The organism is Streptomyces avicenniae, from assembly GCF_000719135.1.
GTDB classification, from domain to species: Bacteria; Actinomycetota; Actinomycetes; order Streptomycetales; family Streptomycetaceae; genus Streptomyces; species Streptomyces avicenniae.
Genome location: NZ_JOEK01000009.1, coordinates 84,941 through 100,697, shown reverse-complemented (window position 1 = coordinate 100,697; position 15,757 = coordinate 84,941). Strand labels below are relative to the sequence as shown.

Genomic DNA, 15,757 nt, shown 5'->3' with positions numbered 1-15,757 from the left:
GCGCCCCACCGGGCGCCGTCGCGCACGCCGGGAGGGCAGCCCGTGGCCGAGGCCCCGAGGCGCTACGCGTGCTCCGCCAGGTCCGCCACGGCGCGGCTCACGGCCGTCGAGCGCGCGCACCGTCCCCCCTCGGCGCCCGCCGCCCCCGCCTGGCCGCGCCCCCGCGCCCCGCACGGCGCGCACCACGCCGGACCCCGCCACCCAGCCGCCAAGGCCGCCACGCGGCCAGGAGGCGACACCGAACCCGCCGACCGCTCCCGCGGCCCGGCGCAGCATCAGGCCCCGCACCGCGCCCCGCACCGGCCGCCGCCCCCCGTCCCCCAGACGCCGGGCGACCCCCGGCCCCGGGACGTCGGGCCGCCGGACGCGGACGGCACGGCCGGTCGGCCGCGCATCAGCCCGGACCTGCCGCCGCCCGCCCCCGCGGGCACGGCGGGAGCTGCCATCTAGGAGATTTCGGTGTCGTTCCTCCAGGACATCATCCCGCCCAAGGGGATCGTCCGCGTTCTGTGCCTGAGCAACCTGTCGAAGACGTCGGCCCACGGCATCCTCATGACGGTCAGCGTGCTCTTCTTCACGCGCGCCGTGGACCTCCCGGCGGCGCAGGTCGGCCTCGCGCTGACCATCGGCGCGGCGGTCGGCATGGCGGCCAGCATCCCGGCCGGACGGCTGGCCGACCTGCTGGGCCCGCGCAACATGACGGTCGTCTGCCTGCTGCTGCTCGGCGCGTTCACCTGCTGCTACGGGTTCGTGCAGAACTTCCCCGGCCTCGTCCTCGTCACCAGCCTGGCGCTGGCCGCCGAGTCCTCGACGGACGCGGCGCGCGGCGCGCTGGTCGCCGGGCTGATACCGCAGAAGGAACGCGTCCGCGCCTGGTCGTACATGCGGGCCGTCAGCAACCTGGGCGTCTCCCTCGGCGCCGCCGGAGGCGCCGTCGCCCTGTACTTCGACAGCCGGACGTCGTACACCGTGATGCTGGTCGCCGGTGGCGTCCTGTTCATCGCGGCAGGGCTCGCCTACCTGACGGTGCCGCAGGTCCCGCCGGTGCCGCGCGGGACGGACGGCGGCCCGCAGTGGGTCGTGCTGCGCGACGTGCCCTACGTGTTCGTCGCCCTGCTCAACTCCGTCCTCATCATGAACATCGGCATCCTCACCGTGGCGCTGCCGATCTGGATGACGGACGAGACCTCGGCCCCCACCTGGCTCTACTCGATCCTCATCATCCTCAACTCGGTGGTCGTCGTCCTCTTCCAGGTCCGCGCGGGCCGGGGGAGCGAGGAGGTGGCGGGCGGCGCCCGCGCGCTGCGCAGATCGGGCGTGCTGCTGGCCGTGTGCTGCGCGTTCTTCGCGATGGCGGCCGGTCAGCCGACCTGGCTCGCCGTGGTGCTCCTGGTCGTCGGCGCGCTGATCCACGTGGGCGGCGAGATGTTCTACAGCGCCGGGGCCTGGTCGCTCGCCTACGGCCTGGCCCCCGACCACGCGCAGGGCCAGTACCAGGGCATGTTCGGCATGTCCACGCAGTTGGGGACCGTCGTGACGCCCGCGCTGGCCACGGCGCTCATCGCCGGGCTCGGCTGGCCCGGCTGGCTGGCCTTCTCCGCGCTGCTGCTGGCCGCAGGGGCTGCGGCCCCGTCCGTCGCCGCCTGGGCCGAGCGCACCCGGCTGCCCGCGCCGTCCTCCGTCGAGGAGTCCGTCGCCTAGGTCACGGCCCAGCTCTCCCGCCAGCTCTCCAGGACCCGGAGGACGCGTCGGCGACGTGTCCTGGCCGGGTCCGCGCGCCGTCCGGCGGTAGGGTGGTGCAGGATGTCGCAATTGCCGGATCTGCCGCAAAAGTTCGGGGGCTTGGCCATGATAACCGTCCCTGCGCGGTGAGTTCGGCGGGCCGCCCGCTGCGCGGCCCGCCACACCGCCCCGGCACCCGGAACCGCGCCCGTGGCCCGGGGCGGCGGGAGCACGTCCCGGCGCGCGCCGGGACGGGACGGGCTCAGCAGCCCGGCGTCCCCCGCGCGCCGCGCCGTGCGGCGCGCGTCCTGCACCACCCCTCCCGGCCCTGCCCGCCGCGTACCGGCGTCCGTGCTCCACGGGGGAGGAGTGCACCACCCTGGAGTGAACAGATCGTGTCAGATCCGCTGCGCCCACCACACGCCGTACGCCCCGTCACCGCCCTGACGGCCGTGCTCGCGATGCTCCTCCTCACGCTCTCGGCCGTCCCCTCCAGCGCGGCGCCGCGCCCCGCCGCGGACCCCGCCGCGCAGGCCGCGCTCCTCACCGAGGGCCCCGCGGTCACCTCGCCGGACGGGACGCTGACGCTCGCGGTCTCGGTCCTGGACGGACGGCTCACCTACGGCGTCTCCCGGGCGGGCGCCGTCCTGGTGGCCCCCTCGGGACTCGGACTGCGGCTCACCGACGGCACGCTGCTGGGCGGCGACGTCAGGATCACCGGCCACCGGACCCGTTCGCACGACAGCACCTGGCGGCCGGTGTGGGGGGCCGATGCGGAGGTCCGCGACCGCCACGAGGAACTGACGGTCGAGCTGCGGCAGCGCGACGGCCGCACGTTCCGTCTCGTCGCCCGCGCCTACGACGACGGCGTGGCCTTCCGCTACGAGGTGCCGCGCCAGCGCGGCCTGCGGTCGCTGGAGATCATCGACGAGGCCACCGAGTTCGCCCTCACCGGCGACCCGACCGCCTGGTGGACCCCGCGCGACGACAACTCCGACGAGAACGCCTGGCGTTCGACCCCCGTCAGCGCCATGGGCGCGAGCAACGCGCCCGTCACCTTCCGCTACGCGGACGGCACCCACCTGTCGGTCCACGAGGCCGACCTCACCGACTACGCCGCCATGACCGTCGTGCCACGGGACGGACGCCTCCACGCGGAACTCGTCCCGACCCCGGGCCGCGAGGCCGCCGTCGTCACCGGCACCGGCCGCGCCCTGCCCTGGCGCGTGCTGACCGTCACCCAGGACGCGGCCGGGCTCGTCGCCTCGCACCTGCTGGAGAACCTGAACCCGCCCTGCCGGATCTGCGACACCGACACCTCGTGGATCGAGCCGGTCAAGTACGTCGGCATCTGGTGGGTGATGCAGCAGGACCAGGCGACCTGGGAGACCGGGCCGCGGCACGGCGCGACCACCGAACGTGCCAAGCGCTACATCGACTTCGCCGCCGCCAACGGCATCGAGGGCCTGCTCGCCGAGGGCTGGAACGAGGGCTGGGGCGGCGACTGGGGCGACCAGTCGTTCACCCGCTCCACGGCCGACTTCGACCTGGAGGCCGTCGTCGCCTACGCGGACGCCAAGGGCGTCGAGTTCATCATGCACAACGAGACGGGCGCCAACGTCGAGAACTACGAGGCCCAGCTCGACGAGGCGTTCGCCCTCTACGAGCGGCTCGGCGTCAACTACGTGAAGACCGGGTACGTCGGCGACATCCCCGGCCACAACCACTACGACCAGTACATGGTCAACCACTACCGGCGCGTCCTGGAGGCCGCCGCCGAGCACCGCATCAACGTCAACTGCCACGAGTGCGTCCACGCCAGCGGCGAGATGCGCACCTACCCCAACGCCCTGTCCCGCGAGGCGGTGCGCGGCCAGGAGTGGGACGCGTTCAGCGAGGGCAACTCGCCGGAACACACGCTGATCCTGCCGTTCACGCGCGGCCTGTCCGGCCCCATGGACTACACGCCGGGCATCATGGACATCCTGTGGGACCCGCAGCGCCTCGGCCGCCGCGTCCACACCACGGTGGGCAAGCAACTCGCCTACTACGTCACCTACTTCTCGGGCCTCCAGATGGCCGCCGACCTGCCGGAGCACTACCGGGGCGCGCCGGGGCTCCAGTTCATCCGTGACGTCCCGGCCCGCTGGGACCGTACCGAGGTGCTGGCCGCCGAGGTCGGCGACCACCTCGTCACCGCGCGCCGCTCGGGCGACGAGTGGTTCACCGGCGCGATGACCGGCGAGCACGCCAGGACGCTCCGCTACCCGCTGTCGTTCCTCGGCGCGGGCGACTGGGTCGCCGAGGCGTACACGGACGCGCCGGACGCCGACTACGAGACGAACCCGACCGCGCTCGCCGTCACCCGCACGCTCGTCACGGCCGCTGACACGTTCACCGCCGAACTCGTGCGCAGCGGCGGCCAGGCCGTCCGCTTCCGCCCCGCGACGCGCGACGACCTCGCGACCCTCCCGCGCCTCGGGGCGGCCACCGCCAACCCCTGACGCACCGCCTCTGACGCACGGCATTCCTGGTGCGGGAGCCCCGCGGCTCCCGCACCAGTTTTTTGTTCTTCGGGGGCGAGGACTCTTCCGCTGTTGCCCCGTACGGGTGATCCCGCGCGGCCTCCCGGGGCCGCGTGCGACGGCGTCCGCTCGGGCTGCTGTTCAGGCTGCCGTTCAGGCCGCGATCCGGTGGTCCGCCGGTGTGTCCGGCGTGGGTGCGGGGTGGGGGAGCGTGGCCCAGGTGGAGGTTCCGGCGGCGGGTGGGCAGGCGGGGGCGTAGCCCCAGGCGCCGAGGCGCTTGTCCACGAGGTCGCGGACCTCCGCGAGGGAGGATGTGCGCCGCTTGTCGCAGACGGCGGCGAGGTGGCGGTGGGTGTGGGCGGCGTGCATGTCGTGGGCGGTGATCTCGAACGCGGCCCGCGTGCGGCGCAGCGCGAGGTGGATCATCTGTCCGGCCCCGGTGAACCGGCAGGCGTGGATGGCGAGTTCGTGGACGAGCCGCAGCGACGGGTCGAGCAGTTCGTCCTCGACGCCGTGGATGTCGAACATGACCTCGGCCGATTCCTGCGCGACGTCGGGGGTGCCGGAGGCGGAGGGGAGCGTCAGGGCGTAGAGGAGGTTCGTCGGCGACGGCTCGGCGAGGTCCGGGGCCGGGGGCGGGCACTGGCCGAACCTCGGGGCGGAGTACAGGGGGAAGGGCGCGACGAGGTGGGGGGCATGGCTGCCCGGTCCGTGCGTGACCGGTGTGGGGATGGACGCGTTGTCGTACATGGGCAACTCCGCTCGCTGGTGCGGTGGATGGTGACGCGGACAGATCGACGCGTTCAGCGGACGACGAGGCCGTGGCCCGTCCCCCCGCCGCGACCCCGCCCCTCCCGGGGGAGGAAGACTCCGGGCAGGCTCGCGTGATGCTCTTCGCTCTCGCCGTACGTGAACGCCGCATCACTTAAGGTAGAGCACATGCTGCAACATGCGCCACCGAGCCAGTGGAACTTTGCCACCATAGAATTACTGTTCCCCTACCCGGCAGACTGGACCGCGTACCAAGGAGGAGGGGTGCTCGATGCCACCTCGCACCACGCCCACACAGCGACAGCGCCGACTCGGCGCGGAGATCAAGAAGATGCGGACCGACGCCGGTCTGACGGCGGAATACGTCGCCGGGCTCCTCGGTATCGACCGGGGCAAGGTCTCGAACATCGAGTCGGGCGTCCGGAACATCAGCCCTGAGCGCCTGCGCACCCTGGCGACGCACTGCGAGTGCGTGGACGAGCGCTATCTCGCCGCGTTGCTGGAGTTCACCGAGCCGCCGCAGCCGCGTTGGTGGGACGAGTACCGGGGCAGGCTGTCGCCCGGCATGCTCGACATCGCCGAACTGGAGTGGCACGCCACGCGTATCCAGACCATCCAGACGGTGCATGTGCCAGGGCTGCTTCAGACCGAGGACTACGCCCGCAGCGTCTTCTCGACCGCGCTGCCTGCGCTCTCACGCCTGGAGATCGAACTTCGCGTGGCGCATCGGATGGACCGCCAGCGGGTGCTAACGCGTGATCATCCGGTCGGATACATCGGCTACGTGCACGAGGCGGCTCTCCGTATGCTCTTCGGCGGGCGCGAGGCGACCAGGGACCAGCTCAAGACGCTGATCGAGGCGAGCGAGAGGGATGGCGTCGTCGTACGGGTGGTGCCCGTGGAACGAGGCAGCTTCCCCGGAGCAGGGCATGCGCTCCTCTACACGGAAGGGGCCGTGCCTCAGCTGGACACGGCACAGCTCGACTCGGCTCACGGGCCCGAGTTCATGCATGCCGACCGTCAACTGGACAAGTACCGGGCTCACCTGAGCTGGATGGACAGGGAATGCCTGTCGCCGGACGCATCCCGGGAGTTCATCCACAGCATCATGCGCGACCTCTAAGGAACCGGACCATGGCTGACATCACTTGGGAAGAGCCCTTCTGCGCGGAGGGTAACAACTGCTTCCGCATCGGCACCGACACCGACGGCAACGCGTACATAGCGGTCGCTGGTCAGGAGGAGCACCACCTCACCGACACCCGTGAAGCTCTCCAGACGCTGATCCGTGACATCAAAGCCGGGAAGGCCGACCATCTGCTGTAGCAGTCCGGGGGTGGGAGCGACCTGGCTGTTTCTGTCACGGTTATGTCAGGTCCGGTGATTTCGTGCTGGGCTTGACTGGCACTGGGATGGGAGAGCATGTCGTGGCTGACATCACTTGGGAAGAGCCCTTTTGCGCGGAGAGTTCGAGCTGCTTCCGCATTGGCACGGACGCCGATGGCAAGGGGTACATAGCGGTCGCTGGTCAGGAGGAGCGCCACCTCATCGATACCCGTGAAGCTCTCCAGACGCTGATCCGTGACATCAAGGCTGGAAAGGCCGATCACCTGCTCTAGCGGTCAAGGGGTGGAGGTGTCTTGGGTGTTCTGTCATGGTTATGTCAGGTCCGGTGATTTCGTGCTGGGCTTGACTGGCACTGGGATGGGAGAGCATGTCGTGGCTGACATCACCTGGGAAGAGCCCTTCTGCGCGGAGGCCTCCAACTGCTTCCGCATCGGTACGGACGCCGATGGCAAGGGCTACATCGCGGTCGCCGGGCAGGAGGAGCGCCACCTCACCGACACCCGCGAAGCTCTCCAGACGCTCATCCGCGACATCAAGGCCGGGAAGGCCGACCACCTGCTGTAGCGGCCCGGGGGTGGAAGCGTTCTGGCGCTTCCACCCCCGAGCGGTTCACGAGCGGTGTCCGCCTCCCTGATCTCCTACCGGCGCGACTGGTGCCCTTTCTATGCGACGTTCGCTTCCTCGGGGGCGTCCGCACGGTCCAGAGCGTTGGCAAGGCGGAGCGAGTGTTCCGCGATCGCCGGTCAGGGGACGCCGACGACGAGACGAGCCCCCGCTCGTCGTCAGCGGCCCGCTCGTGACGGCCTCGGACTCGTTCACCGTCGAGCTGGTGAGCGGCGGCGGCCGGGCCGTCCGCTTCCGCCCCGCGAGGGCGCGACGGAACGTCAAGAGGTGTGTCACCCGTCGCCAACGACTCCCCGCCCCCCGCCGTGTGACGGTAAGGGTGCACGGACCGCCGCGGGGGATCTCCTCGTGGCAGCTGGCACCTTGAGGGGGGAATTCTCATGAACGGGAAAGGCAAATTGCTGCTGGGGGCAGCACTGGCCGCGGCTGTGGTGCCGCTGGCACTTCCCGCGACGGCCGTCGCGGACACGGCCGGGCCGACCGTGACGGTGACGGACGTCGGTCCTGCGGCCCCGGGGGAGTGGGACTACCTCGGCTCCCGCAACTTCTGGTGGTCGAGCGCCGGGGGACACTACCGGACCGACCACGTGAACTCGGGCGGAGGCGACTTCCAGATCTGTGTCGCCGCCAGTTCGAACACGCGGCAGGGCTACGTCCTCCGGGAGTACGACCCGGACAGCGCCGACGAATATGTCGGCCCGACCATTTTCTTGGCAAGCGGGGACTGCGTGGTCTACCGGGGCATCGGTGGCTACGTGGACGGGACCAACAACCGCGCCGAGTTCTACTTCAGCACCCTGAGCAGTCTCGCCAACAGCGCCTCCTACTGGGACTGAGGCCCGAGGGCGGCGGGCCTCTCCGCCCGCCGCCCACCGGGCATTGCTCTCACGCAGTGTGCGCCACCCGGCCCGTCGGCGTTTGAGTGCGACGCGGTGGCCAGGTGCCCGGCGCGGACGACACAGAACGTGGCGGCCTCGCCGACGGAGACCGGCCGTCCGGCGGTCCCGTCGATCCGGCCGATCACGGCCGGGCAGGAGGAGCACCAACTCTCCGACACCCGCGAAGCCCCTCCGGACGCTGATCCGTGACATCAAGGCCGGGAAGGCCGACCATCTGCTGTAGCAGTCCGGGGGTGGAAGTGTCCTGGCGCTTCCACCCCCGAGCGGTTCACGAGCGGTGTCCGCCGCTTGATCGAGCCCGGCTTGTCGCCGATACGGACTCGGTTGCATTGGGCGACAGTTGATCGCCTATCGATCCGGGCCCCACTCGGTGACGGCAGGTCCGCGTTCCGGGAGCGCTCACATCGCTCGATGAACGATGAGGCCGGGGCCACGTCCCGGACCGCCCTGGCTCAGCCCAGCGCGTCCATCAGGGCGGTGACATAGGCATCCAGCCGCTCCTCCACGGCTCGCCTCGTCAGCTCCGTCCGGCCCGCCTCGCGCCACGGCCGTGACACCAGGTGCACTTCCTCCGAGCAGGCCAGCCCGTCCCGCACCAGCCAGTACAGCCGCTCGTCCGGGGCCGCTGCCAGCGTGCCGCCCGCCTCCTCGTAGGCCTCGGTGAATCGCAGACCCCACTCCGGTCCGTGCAGCAGCGCGAGATTGGTGGCGCAGTGCGCGACGTCGAGGTCGGCCGGGCCCCAGGAGGTCGCCGCCCAGTCGATGACGCCGCTGATCCGGGCCCCTGCCGGATGTGCAGGCGGCACGTCGAACAGCACGTTGCCGGGTTGGAAGTCCCGATGCAGGAGTCGCCCCTCGTATGGCGGCGCGGGCCTACGGATCACGTCGATCGCCGCGGCCCATACCGCCGTGTCGGCACCCTGCGGAACGACGACGGTGTCGGCGGTCGTCAGCGTCATGTACGTCGGGGGTCGCTCGGCGGGTCGTAGCGCGTGGACCGCCACGAGCTGGCGCGCCAGCAGCGGGACACGCGTCTCCACTCCCTCGTCGTCGAGGACCGCCCGGCCCGGTAGATGCGTCATGAGGAGCGACGGGTACTCGCAGTGCGCGGCGGTCGGATCAACCGCGACCAGTCGAGGAGCCTGCACGTCGGTCCCCGCGAGCAGCGTCAGAGCGCCCGGCTCCCTGGCCATCGAGTCCTCGGCGTGCCCCACGTAGAACGGTTCGACAATGCTCCGCAGCACCAGAGCACGGGTGCTGCCGTCCGGCGTGCCGATGGTCAGCTTCCGCATCTCGGAGGTGATGCCGCCGTGCAGCGTCTCGGTGCCGACGACCCGTTCGTGGGCCTCCAGGTGCCGACTCACCCAGGCCAGTGTCAGCGGTCGAACAGCCGCCGCTCCCTCGTGGTCGATCATCGTGCCACCTCATCATCCGGACGGTGCTCCGAACAACCCGACAACCTTGATTCCGATCCCACCGGACGGCGGGGTGTGGTCGGCTGTGGCGTATGGGTGTGCTGCGTGTTGCTCGGTTCCGCCGGTACCTGTTCGGTCAGGGGATCTCCCTGTTCGGGGACAGCCTGGTTCCGCTGACGATCGCGTTCGCTGCGCTGGAGGTCGCCGGGCCTGCCGGGCTGGGTGTCGTGCTGGCGGCGAACCGCATTCCGGTGGCGGTGCTGGTCCTGGCGGGCGGGGCCTTGGGGGACCGGTGGCCGCGCCGGGGACTGATGGTCGGGGCGGACGTGCTGCGGTGCGTCGTCCAGGCGGCGAGCGGGCTGCTGCTGATCACGGGGCACGCCGGGCTGGTGGCGCTGGTGGTGTTGCAGGCGCTGGCCGGCGTGGGGACCGCCGTCTTCGTCCCGGCCGCGTCGGGGCTGGTGCCGTCCCTGGTCGGCGAGGACCAGGTACAGGAGGCGACCGCGCTGCTGGGGCTGGTCGGCAACGTCAACAAGGTGGCGTCGATCTCGGTGGCGGGCGTGCTGGTGGCCGGCGTGGGACCGGGGGTGGCGCTGCTGGTGGACGCGGCGACGTTCGCGGCCAGCGCGCTCGTGCTGGCGGGGCTGCCGCTTCCGGCGGCCGTCCGCCGCAGCGGGCGGCCGGGGCTGTGGCGGGAGGTCCGGGACGGTGCCCGCCTGGTCGCGTCGATGCGCTGGCTGGTGACGCTCCTGGTGTACGGGGGGCTGTTGCAGGCGCTGGTGATCGGGCCGCACATGGTGGCCGGGCTGCTGGCGGCCGAGCGGAATTACGGGGGCGCGGCGGGGTGGGCGGTGATCGGCGTGGTGCAGGCTGCCGGTTCGATCGCGGGCGGGGTGGTGGCGCTGCGGTGGCGGCCCCGCCGACCGCTCACCGCGGCCGTCGCCGTGGGTCTGCTGATGGTTCCGTACCTCGTCGTCCTCGCGCTCGGCGGCCCGCTGTGGCTGGTGTGCGTACTGGCTGTGCTGGTCGGCGGGCAGGGTTCGGTGGCCATGGCGGTGCAGACGGCCCAAGTCCAGCGGCGGGTGCCCGAGGATGCACGGTCCAGGGTGGCGGCGTGGTCGCAGATCGGGAACCTCGTCGCCCTGCCCGCGAGTCTGGCCGCCACGGGGCCTCTCGCCGCGCATGTGGGTGCCGGACCGGTTCTCCTGGCCGCCGCCGGATGGCTGAGCGTCTCCACCGTGCTGGTCCTCGCCACCAGGGCCCTGGATCTCCCGGGCCCGTCCGGCGCGCGCGCACCGGGGCCGGGGGCAGCGGCACCCGCTCGGTAGCGGGCGGGCACACACTGCCGGGCCTGCCCCGGGCGAACGCGCGCGTCCTCGGCGAGAGGATCAACGGGCGGACGGACGCCTGCGGGCCGGTGCCCGCGGTTCGCCCCGGGGGCTCGGCGTACGGGGGACCGCAGTGCTGTCGTAGAGCGTGCGCCAGCTGTCGGCGGGGCCGGGCACGTGCACGGCCAAGGCCTGCCGGACCAGCGCGGACAGACGCCGCCCCGGCATCAGGTGTGCCGGATCGGCAGGTCGCGCAGGGTCACCTGCGGCTGGCCGTGTCGGTGCAGGTAGTCCACGCAGTAGCGGGCCGCCCGCCGCTTGATGGTCCCGTGGGCGTAGGTGGCCAGGCAGGCGGCGAACCCGTCCGCGATGTACCGCGCGTCCATCTCCCAGATGTCCGGGTGGTTCGAGTCGAGCTGGGCGAGCGAGTAGTTGCGCTTGATGTTGGGCACGACCGCGACCTCGGCGGCGGACAGGGCATCGATGCCGCGCAGCATCTCCTCGTAGCTGTCCGCGCCGAGCACGTAGTCGGTCTCCACGATCCCGAACCCGGCCGCGCGCGCCCGCCGGTACTTGCCCAGGTGCTGCTCGAAGGTGATCGCGCCCTTGTGCCGTCCCCACTGCCGGACACGCTCGGCGTCGTTGACGCACTCGATGGTGCCGATGAAGCCCAGGCAGCCCGCCTCCCGCAACTGGTCCATCGCCGCGCGGGAGTCGATGGCGTACGTGAAGGGGAAGAACCCGGCGTTGGTGAAGCCCTGGCGGCGGTACTCCGCGATCAGCCGCAGCATCATCTCCAGCTCGCGGGCCTCGTCGGGCTGGCAGCCGGTCGTGATGTTCACGCTGACCAGCTCGGCGCGGTCCCAGCCCCGGCGGTCGTAGTCGTCCGCCACGGTGGCGACGTGCCGGGCGATGTAGTCGCGCGGCGGCGGCGTGAACGAGCCGACCTCGTTGCGGTTGCACCCCAGGCAGCCGCCGGCGCAGGTGCTGTACGGGCTGATGATCGCGGCCGTCGGCAGTTCGGCCAGGTCGGGGGCGACACGGCTGTAGTAGTGGCTGGAGGCGCCGAAGATCCCGGCGTGCAGCCGCGGCCGGGTCAGGACCTCCCCACTCGGCTTCCACACGATCCGGCATCCAGGCCCGTCCGGGTCGCGCTCGAACCGCAGCGGCGAGGCCGGCGCGTAGTACGGGACGCAGATCGTCTGGAAGTTCCGCTTCCCCAGGTCAGGGTCGCTGTAGACGAGGGTGTAGGTGCGCTGGTCGCGGCTCTCGGCGGTGTCGCAGCCGGTGAAGCCGATCGCCAGGCTGAGTAACTGGGTGCGTGAAAGGCTGGTGTCCGGGTCCGGCAGGTGCGTGTCGTCGGCCGGGGTGTACGCGTCAACGTACGAACGGGCCCGGCCGAACCACTCGACAAGCCGAGCCGTCACCCTCGGATCGGCCGTCTCCGCAGGCTGCCGGTTACGCACCATCAAGGGCAACGACACCGGAGCCACACCAGCGGACAGTTCCACAGTTCCTCCTCGGACCGGGGCCGGGCATCGGCCACTGGATCAACGTCCCTCAGCCGTAGGGAGCGTTCCAAGGTGGCGGACCGGCGGCGAAAGCCCGGCGAACCGCCCGGCGAACCGTGCTCAGCGCAGCCGCCGGGGCCGATTCTCGACCGTGCACCACTCCAGGCGGCATAATGTCCAGCCCGTCCACAAAAGGCCGTTCAGCATCCCGGCCTCGGTGAGAAGGACAGCGGCCGTGGCCCACGACACGCCATTACCTCCGCAGCCAGCACGCGACCCCGAAGACTATCTCCCGGCCGACACACCCCTGCGCTACTGGTTCCGCCGGTCGGGGATGAGCAAGAACGCCTTCGCCCGCGCCATCGCCGCACTCGCCGCAGAACGCGGCCACGCCCAGGTGCGGCCGGACGGATCACGCGTACGACGCTGGATCGACAACGGCGAGCGGCCCCGCCCCCCGGTCCCCGACCTGCTCGCCGAGATCCTCTCCCAGCACACCGGCTACCGGCTGACCGTCGCCGATCTCGGACTCGCCGCAGCCCCTGCCCCTGCCGAGGACGAAGCCCGCTACCGCGGACCCAGCGAAATCCTGAGCGACATCCACCACACCACCAGCACGCAACTCGCCCACGGACCCCACCGGGCCGAGCAGGCCGAATACGAGGACGAACCGCAGCAAGCGGAACCCCGGCACCTGCTCACCGCACTGGAAACCTGGTCCTGGAGCGCCGCCCGCCCCCTGCCCGGCGTCGCAACAGCCGGCCGCCTCGGGCACACGGACGCCGAACGCATCGCCGCCCACACCAGCGCCCTGCGGCAGATGGACAACAGCTACGGCGGCGCCAGCATGCTGCACATGGCCACCGCCCACCTGGCCACCACCAACACCGCCATCCGACACGGCACCTACACGGAACAGTCCGGCCGCGCCCTGTTCCGCGAACTCGGCGACCTCGCCGGCGTCGTCGGATGGGCCGCCCATGACGCCGCCCACTACCCCCAGGCCGTCACATACCTCACCCTGGCCGTCCACGCCGCCCGCGAGAGCGGAGACCGCAACCTCACCGCCCACCTCCTCCAGTGCCTCGCCCGCGTATGGGGTTACATCGGACACCCCCAACTCGCCCGCGACTGCATCGCTCTCGCCCTGTACGGGGCACGCAACACGGCCAGCCCCGTACTGCGCGCCGGACTCCACGCACTCGACGCGCGCTTCGCCGCCCTCCTCGGCCTGCCTCGCGACGCCGTGCGCGCCATCCACCATGCTCAAGAGATCTTCGCCGAGGACAGTCCGGACCCCGCACCGGCGTTCGTCTCCTACCTGGACGAAGCCGAACTCTCCTCCACCTGCGGCGAAGTGCTGCTCTTCCTCGCCCGCACCACCGCCACGCCACGCCACGCGCAGGATGCGATCGGCCTGCTGGCGACCGCCGCCGATCACCGCGCCGAACACCGAGTGCGCTCCCGCACCTTCGACGCCATCGCTCTGGCACGGGCCCAGCTGTTCTCCGGACAGGTCGAGGCTGCCCACGCCACCGCCGAACAGGCCGTCACCATCGGAGCCGGACTCGACTCCGCCCGTGTCCGCCGCCGCTACCGCGACCTCGCCCGCGAGGCAGCCGCCCACCCCACCATCCCCCACGCCTGCGAGCTCCACGAACTGCTGACCACCCAGCCGTGGCCGACGGACGGCTGATCACCGAGACCCCACCATCCTTCCGCACCCGGACAACAAGCGGACGGTGCCCTCCGCCGCGCCGTAGACGGTGGTGAGGCGTCCACTCGTCCAGGTCCTCGATGGCCTCCGCCTTCGGGCGCACGTCCGGCGTCGGGGTCCCGGCCGTGCCCGACCGCTCCGGTGAGTCCGCTCCGTCGCGCCGCTCTTGGCGGTGACGAGCGGATTCGCTGCCACCGCCGTCCGCTGCCTGATCGGCTTGTGGCGTGGGCTGGCGACTGGGCGTCAGGTCGGCCACGGAGCGCTACGTGCCGCTTGGTTCGCCGTTCGCCGACGGCGGTGCGGGAGAACGGGGAGTAAACCTCCTGGATCGCTCATCGCGTGTCGAACACCTCATATCGCCTTGTTTCTTATGGCGCTCCTCAGGAAACGTGGTTTTTACGGCGAGGAAAAACGGGCGACGCCAAAGAGGGAGGTGCGCGCCGGTGATCTTCGAGACAAGAGCGACAAGACGGGACTTTTCGCGAATCCTCGGCGTGATGGCGGTACGACGACGTGTGACGGCGCCGAGACCACTTTTCAGTCGATTTATGGCCTGACGGCGACCATCGGTGCAGGGCCTGGGCGCGGTCATCGGCCCGCCACCTTCCCGGCGAGCCCGGTCGGCCCGGCGTCCACCAAAAGAAACAGCCTTCCCCGGGGGATGGCCAGCTTGACGATCCCGCACGGTGCAGCAAAAATTACCGCCGAACACAGATCTCATTCTTGAATGGGTCGAGAGTGTTTTCCGTTCGCCTTCCGGAATTCCGGCACGAAAGGCGTCCGGATTCAGGACGGATGAGTCCCGATCTTACGTAGGGCCGCTTTCCGCTCAGGCAGTCCCCGCTGTGCATCGTGGTGCTTCGCACTCGCTCGCGAGGTGGTCATTTGTCAGGCTATGGTCTGACACTTGCCGCCGAGATCGAGTCGCACGTCCGGTCCCAAAGAGGTCGAAACGGTGCACCGCTGGGCGCTCGGCCGTGCCCTCCGTAAGACATTCTTCCGCGAATCGAGAGGGGTGGGCGCCGGCGGACAGGGCGATGGCTCCTACGCAAGAGACGAACGGCTGTTCTTCGAAGATACCGGACGGGAAAATGGTAATTTTCTCTCAAGCGCAGACGGTGGAGAGCCGGGAGGGCTGGCATCAGAAAGCGTTGAAAGACATCGAGTCCCGGCTCGCCGACCCGACATTCCCCTGTGTTTTCTCCAGGAATGCGTACCGCAAAAAGCTTCTGCGTTTCATATTCGTGGCCGACACGGAACAGCAGAGCATGCAGCGCCTCGCCGAAGGACTTCGCGAGTACGTGGAGCTCTCCCAGGACTGGGACCAGCGCCTGGACACCGCGTACCCGCTGCTCGTGGTGTTCGCGCCGGGTGCCACCGACGCCAGCACGGTCGCCGAGTACCACGCCTTCGGCTGGCAGGTGCTCCAGCAGCTCCACGCCCTCGACCCCGGCGACTGGCCGCACGGGGTGAGCCGCGACCCCGAGTCCGACGCCTGGTCCATGTGCTTCGCCGGGATGCCGCTGTTCTGCAACATGAGCAACCCCGGCCACCGCACACGCCGCAGTCGCGACCTCGGCGACCACTTCGTCCTCGTCGTCAATCCCCGCGAACGCTTCGACGTCTTCGCCGGTGACACCCCGAGCGGTCGCAAGGTGCGCGCGAACATCCGGGACCGCATCGCCCGGTACGACGGCGTCCCCCATTCCCCGCAACTGGGCTCCTACGGAGCCGGTGCCCTGGAATGGCGCCAGTACGGACTCGCCGACGAGAACGTGGAGCGGTCCGACAGATGTCCCTTCCGCTTCCGGGAGGAGTGACGGCGAACTCCCTGTTCCGTTTGGCATCGCCCCCGTCTTCCCGTGACACCGGTCCGCACCGGCGCCGCGGGGCCTCAC

At 70.8% G+C, this 15,757-nt stretch carries 14 protein-coding genes; 11 read left to right on the top strand and 3 right to left on the bottom strand.

From position 1 onward, the window contains the following. Positions 1-42 precede the first annotated feature (42 nt). From IF27_RS15480 to IF27_RS15470, 3 genes are all read left to right on the top strand, one after another. Complete coding sequence (locus tag IF27_RS15480; protein WP_052850172.1) at positions 43-450, top strand: hypothetical protein; 408 nt, start codon at positions 43-45, stop codon at positions 448-450. Positions 451-459: 9 nt separating this feature from the next. Then, positions 460-1,701: an MFS transporter gene (locus IF27_RS15475; RefSeq protein ID WP_052850171.1), complete on the top strand. Its 1,242-nt coding sequence runs from the start codon at positions 460-462 to the stop codon at positions 1,699-1,701. Positions 1,702-2,117: 416 nt separating this feature from the next. Further along, positions 2,118-4,226, top strand: coding sequence for a glycoside hydrolase family 97 protein (locus IF27_RS15470; RefSeq protein WP_052850170.1), 2,109 nt, complete (start codon positions 2,118-2,120; stop codon positions 4,224-4,226). Positions 4,227-4,400: 174 nt separating this feature from the next. On the opposite strand, the gene IF27_RS15465 is transcribed toward IF27_RS15470, so the two are convergent. Further along, a complete protein-coding gene (locus IF27_RS15465) occupies positions 4,401-4,997 on the bottom strand; it encodes an ATP-binding protein (protein ID WP_223291068.1) in 597 nt (198 codons plus the stop codon). Positions 4,998-5,289: 292 nt separating this feature from the next. On the opposite strand from IF27_RS15465, the gene IF27_RS15460 reads away from it, so the two are divergent. The 5 genes from IF27_RS15460 (at position 5,290) to IF27_RS15440 (ending at position 7,825) form a co-directional block, all read left to right on the top strand. Then, entirely contained in the window at positions 5,290-6,141 is an 852-nt protein-coding gene (locus IF27_RS15460) for a helix-turn-helix domain-containing protein (RefSeq protein ID WP_052850169.1), read from the top strand. Positions 6,142-6,152: 11 nt separating this feature from the next. Next, positions 6,153-6,344 carry a hypothetical protein gene (locus IF27_RS15455; RefSeq protein WP_052850168.1) on the top strand — a complete coding sequence of 64 codons (192 nt, stop codon included), beginning with the start codon at positions 6,153-6,155 and terminating at the stop codon, positions 6,342-6,344. A 101-nt stretch (positions 6,345-6,445) separates the two neighbouring features. After that, on the top strand, positions 6,446-6,637 hold the full coding sequence (locus IF27_RS15450) for a hypothetical protein (RefSeq protein WP_052850638.1): 192 nt from the start codon (positions 6,446-6,448) through the stop codon (positions 6,635-6,637). Between the two features lie 100 nt (positions 6,638-6,737). Continuing rightward, the gene (locus IF27_RS15445; RefSeq protein ID WP_052850637.1) at positions 6,738-6,929 is read left to right on the top strand and encodes a hypothetical protein; all 192 of its coding nucleotides are present in this window, start codon (positions 6,738-6,740) and stop codon (positions 6,927-6,929) included. Between the two features lie 440 nt (positions 6,930-7,369). Further along, positions 7,370-7,825: a hypothetical protein gene (locus tag IF27_RS15440; RefSeq protein WP_052850167.1), complete on the top strand. Its 456-nt coding sequence runs from the start codon at positions 7,370-7,372 to the stop codon at positions 7,823-7,825. Between the two features lie 515 nt (positions 7,826-8,340). Here the strand turns inward: IF27_RS15440 and IF27_RS15435 are convergent. After that, the gene (locus IF27_RS15435; RefSeq protein ID WP_052850166.1) at positions 8,341-9,303 is read right to left on the bottom strand and encodes a phosphotransferase family protein; all 963 of its coding nucleotides are present in this window, start codon (positions 9,301-9,303) and stop codon (positions 8,341-8,343) included. Between the two features lie 92 nt (positions 9,304-9,395). Here IF27_RS15435 and IF27_RS15430 point away from each other — a divergent pair, with 92 nt between their 5' ends. After that, entirely contained in the window at positions 9,396-10,631 is a 1,236-nt protein-coding gene (locus IF27_RS15430) for an MFS transporter (RefSeq protein ID WP_052850165.1), read from the top strand. A gap of 227 nt (positions 10,632-10,858) precedes the next feature. On the opposite strand, the gene IF27_RS15425 is transcribed toward IF27_RS15430, so the two are convergent. Next, entirely contained in the window at positions 10,859-12,058 is a 1,200-nt protein-coding gene (locus IF27_RS15425; RefSeq protein ID WP_052850164.1) for a radical SAM family protein, read from the bottom strand. Between the two features lie 418 nt (positions 12,059-12,476). Between IF27_RS15425 and IF27_RS15420 the strand changes: the two genes are divergently transcribed. Together IF27_RS15420 and IF27_RS15415 are read left to right on the top strand one after the other, a co-directional pair. Next, entirely contained in the window at positions 12,477-13,838 is a 1,362-nt protein-coding gene (locus IF27_RS15420) for an NsdA family TPR-like regulatory protein (protein ID WP_110945937.1), read from the top strand. Positions 13,839-14,896: 1,058 nt separating this feature from the next. Then, complete coding sequence (locus tag IF27_RS15415) at positions 14,897-15,679, top strand: YqcI/YcgG family protein (RefSeq protein ID WP_338058208.1); 783 nt, start codon at positions 14,897-14,899, stop codon at positions 15,677-15,679. Positions 15,680-15,757: the final 78 nt, after the last annotated feature.

Coding starts and splice junctions, on each gene's coding strand:
- IF27_RS15435 (WP_052850166.1), bottom strand. CDS start 9,303: ATGATCGACCACGAGGGAGCGGCGGCTGTTCGACCGCTGACACTGGCC.
- IF27_RS15415 (WP_338058208.1), top strand. CDS start 14,897: ATGGCTCCTACGCAAGAGACGAACGGCTGTTCTTCGAAGATACCGGAC.
- IF27_RS15465 (WP_223291068.1), bottom strand. CDS start 4,997: ATGTACGACAACGCGTCCATCCCCACACCGGTCACGCACGGACCGGGC.
- IF27_RS15455 (WP_052850168.1), top strand. CDS start 6,153: ATGGCTGACATCACTTGGGAAGAGCCCTTCTGCGCGGAGGGTAACAAC.
- IF27_RS15440 (WP_052850167.1), top strand. CDS start 7,370: ATGAACGGGAAAGGCAAATTGCTGCTGGGGGCAGCACTGGCCGCGGCT.
- IF27_RS15460 (WP_052850169.1), top strand. CDS start 5,290: ATGCCACCTCGCACCACGCCCACACAGCGACAGCGCCGACTCGGCGCG.
- IF27_RS15420 (WP_110945937.1), top strand. CDS start 12,477: ATGAGCAAGAACGCCTTCGCCCGCGCCATCGCCGCACTCGCCGCAGAA.
- IF27_RS15430 (WP_052850165.1), top strand. CDS start 9,396: ATGGGTGTGCTGCGTGTTGCTCGGTTCCGCCGGTACCTGTTCGGTCAG.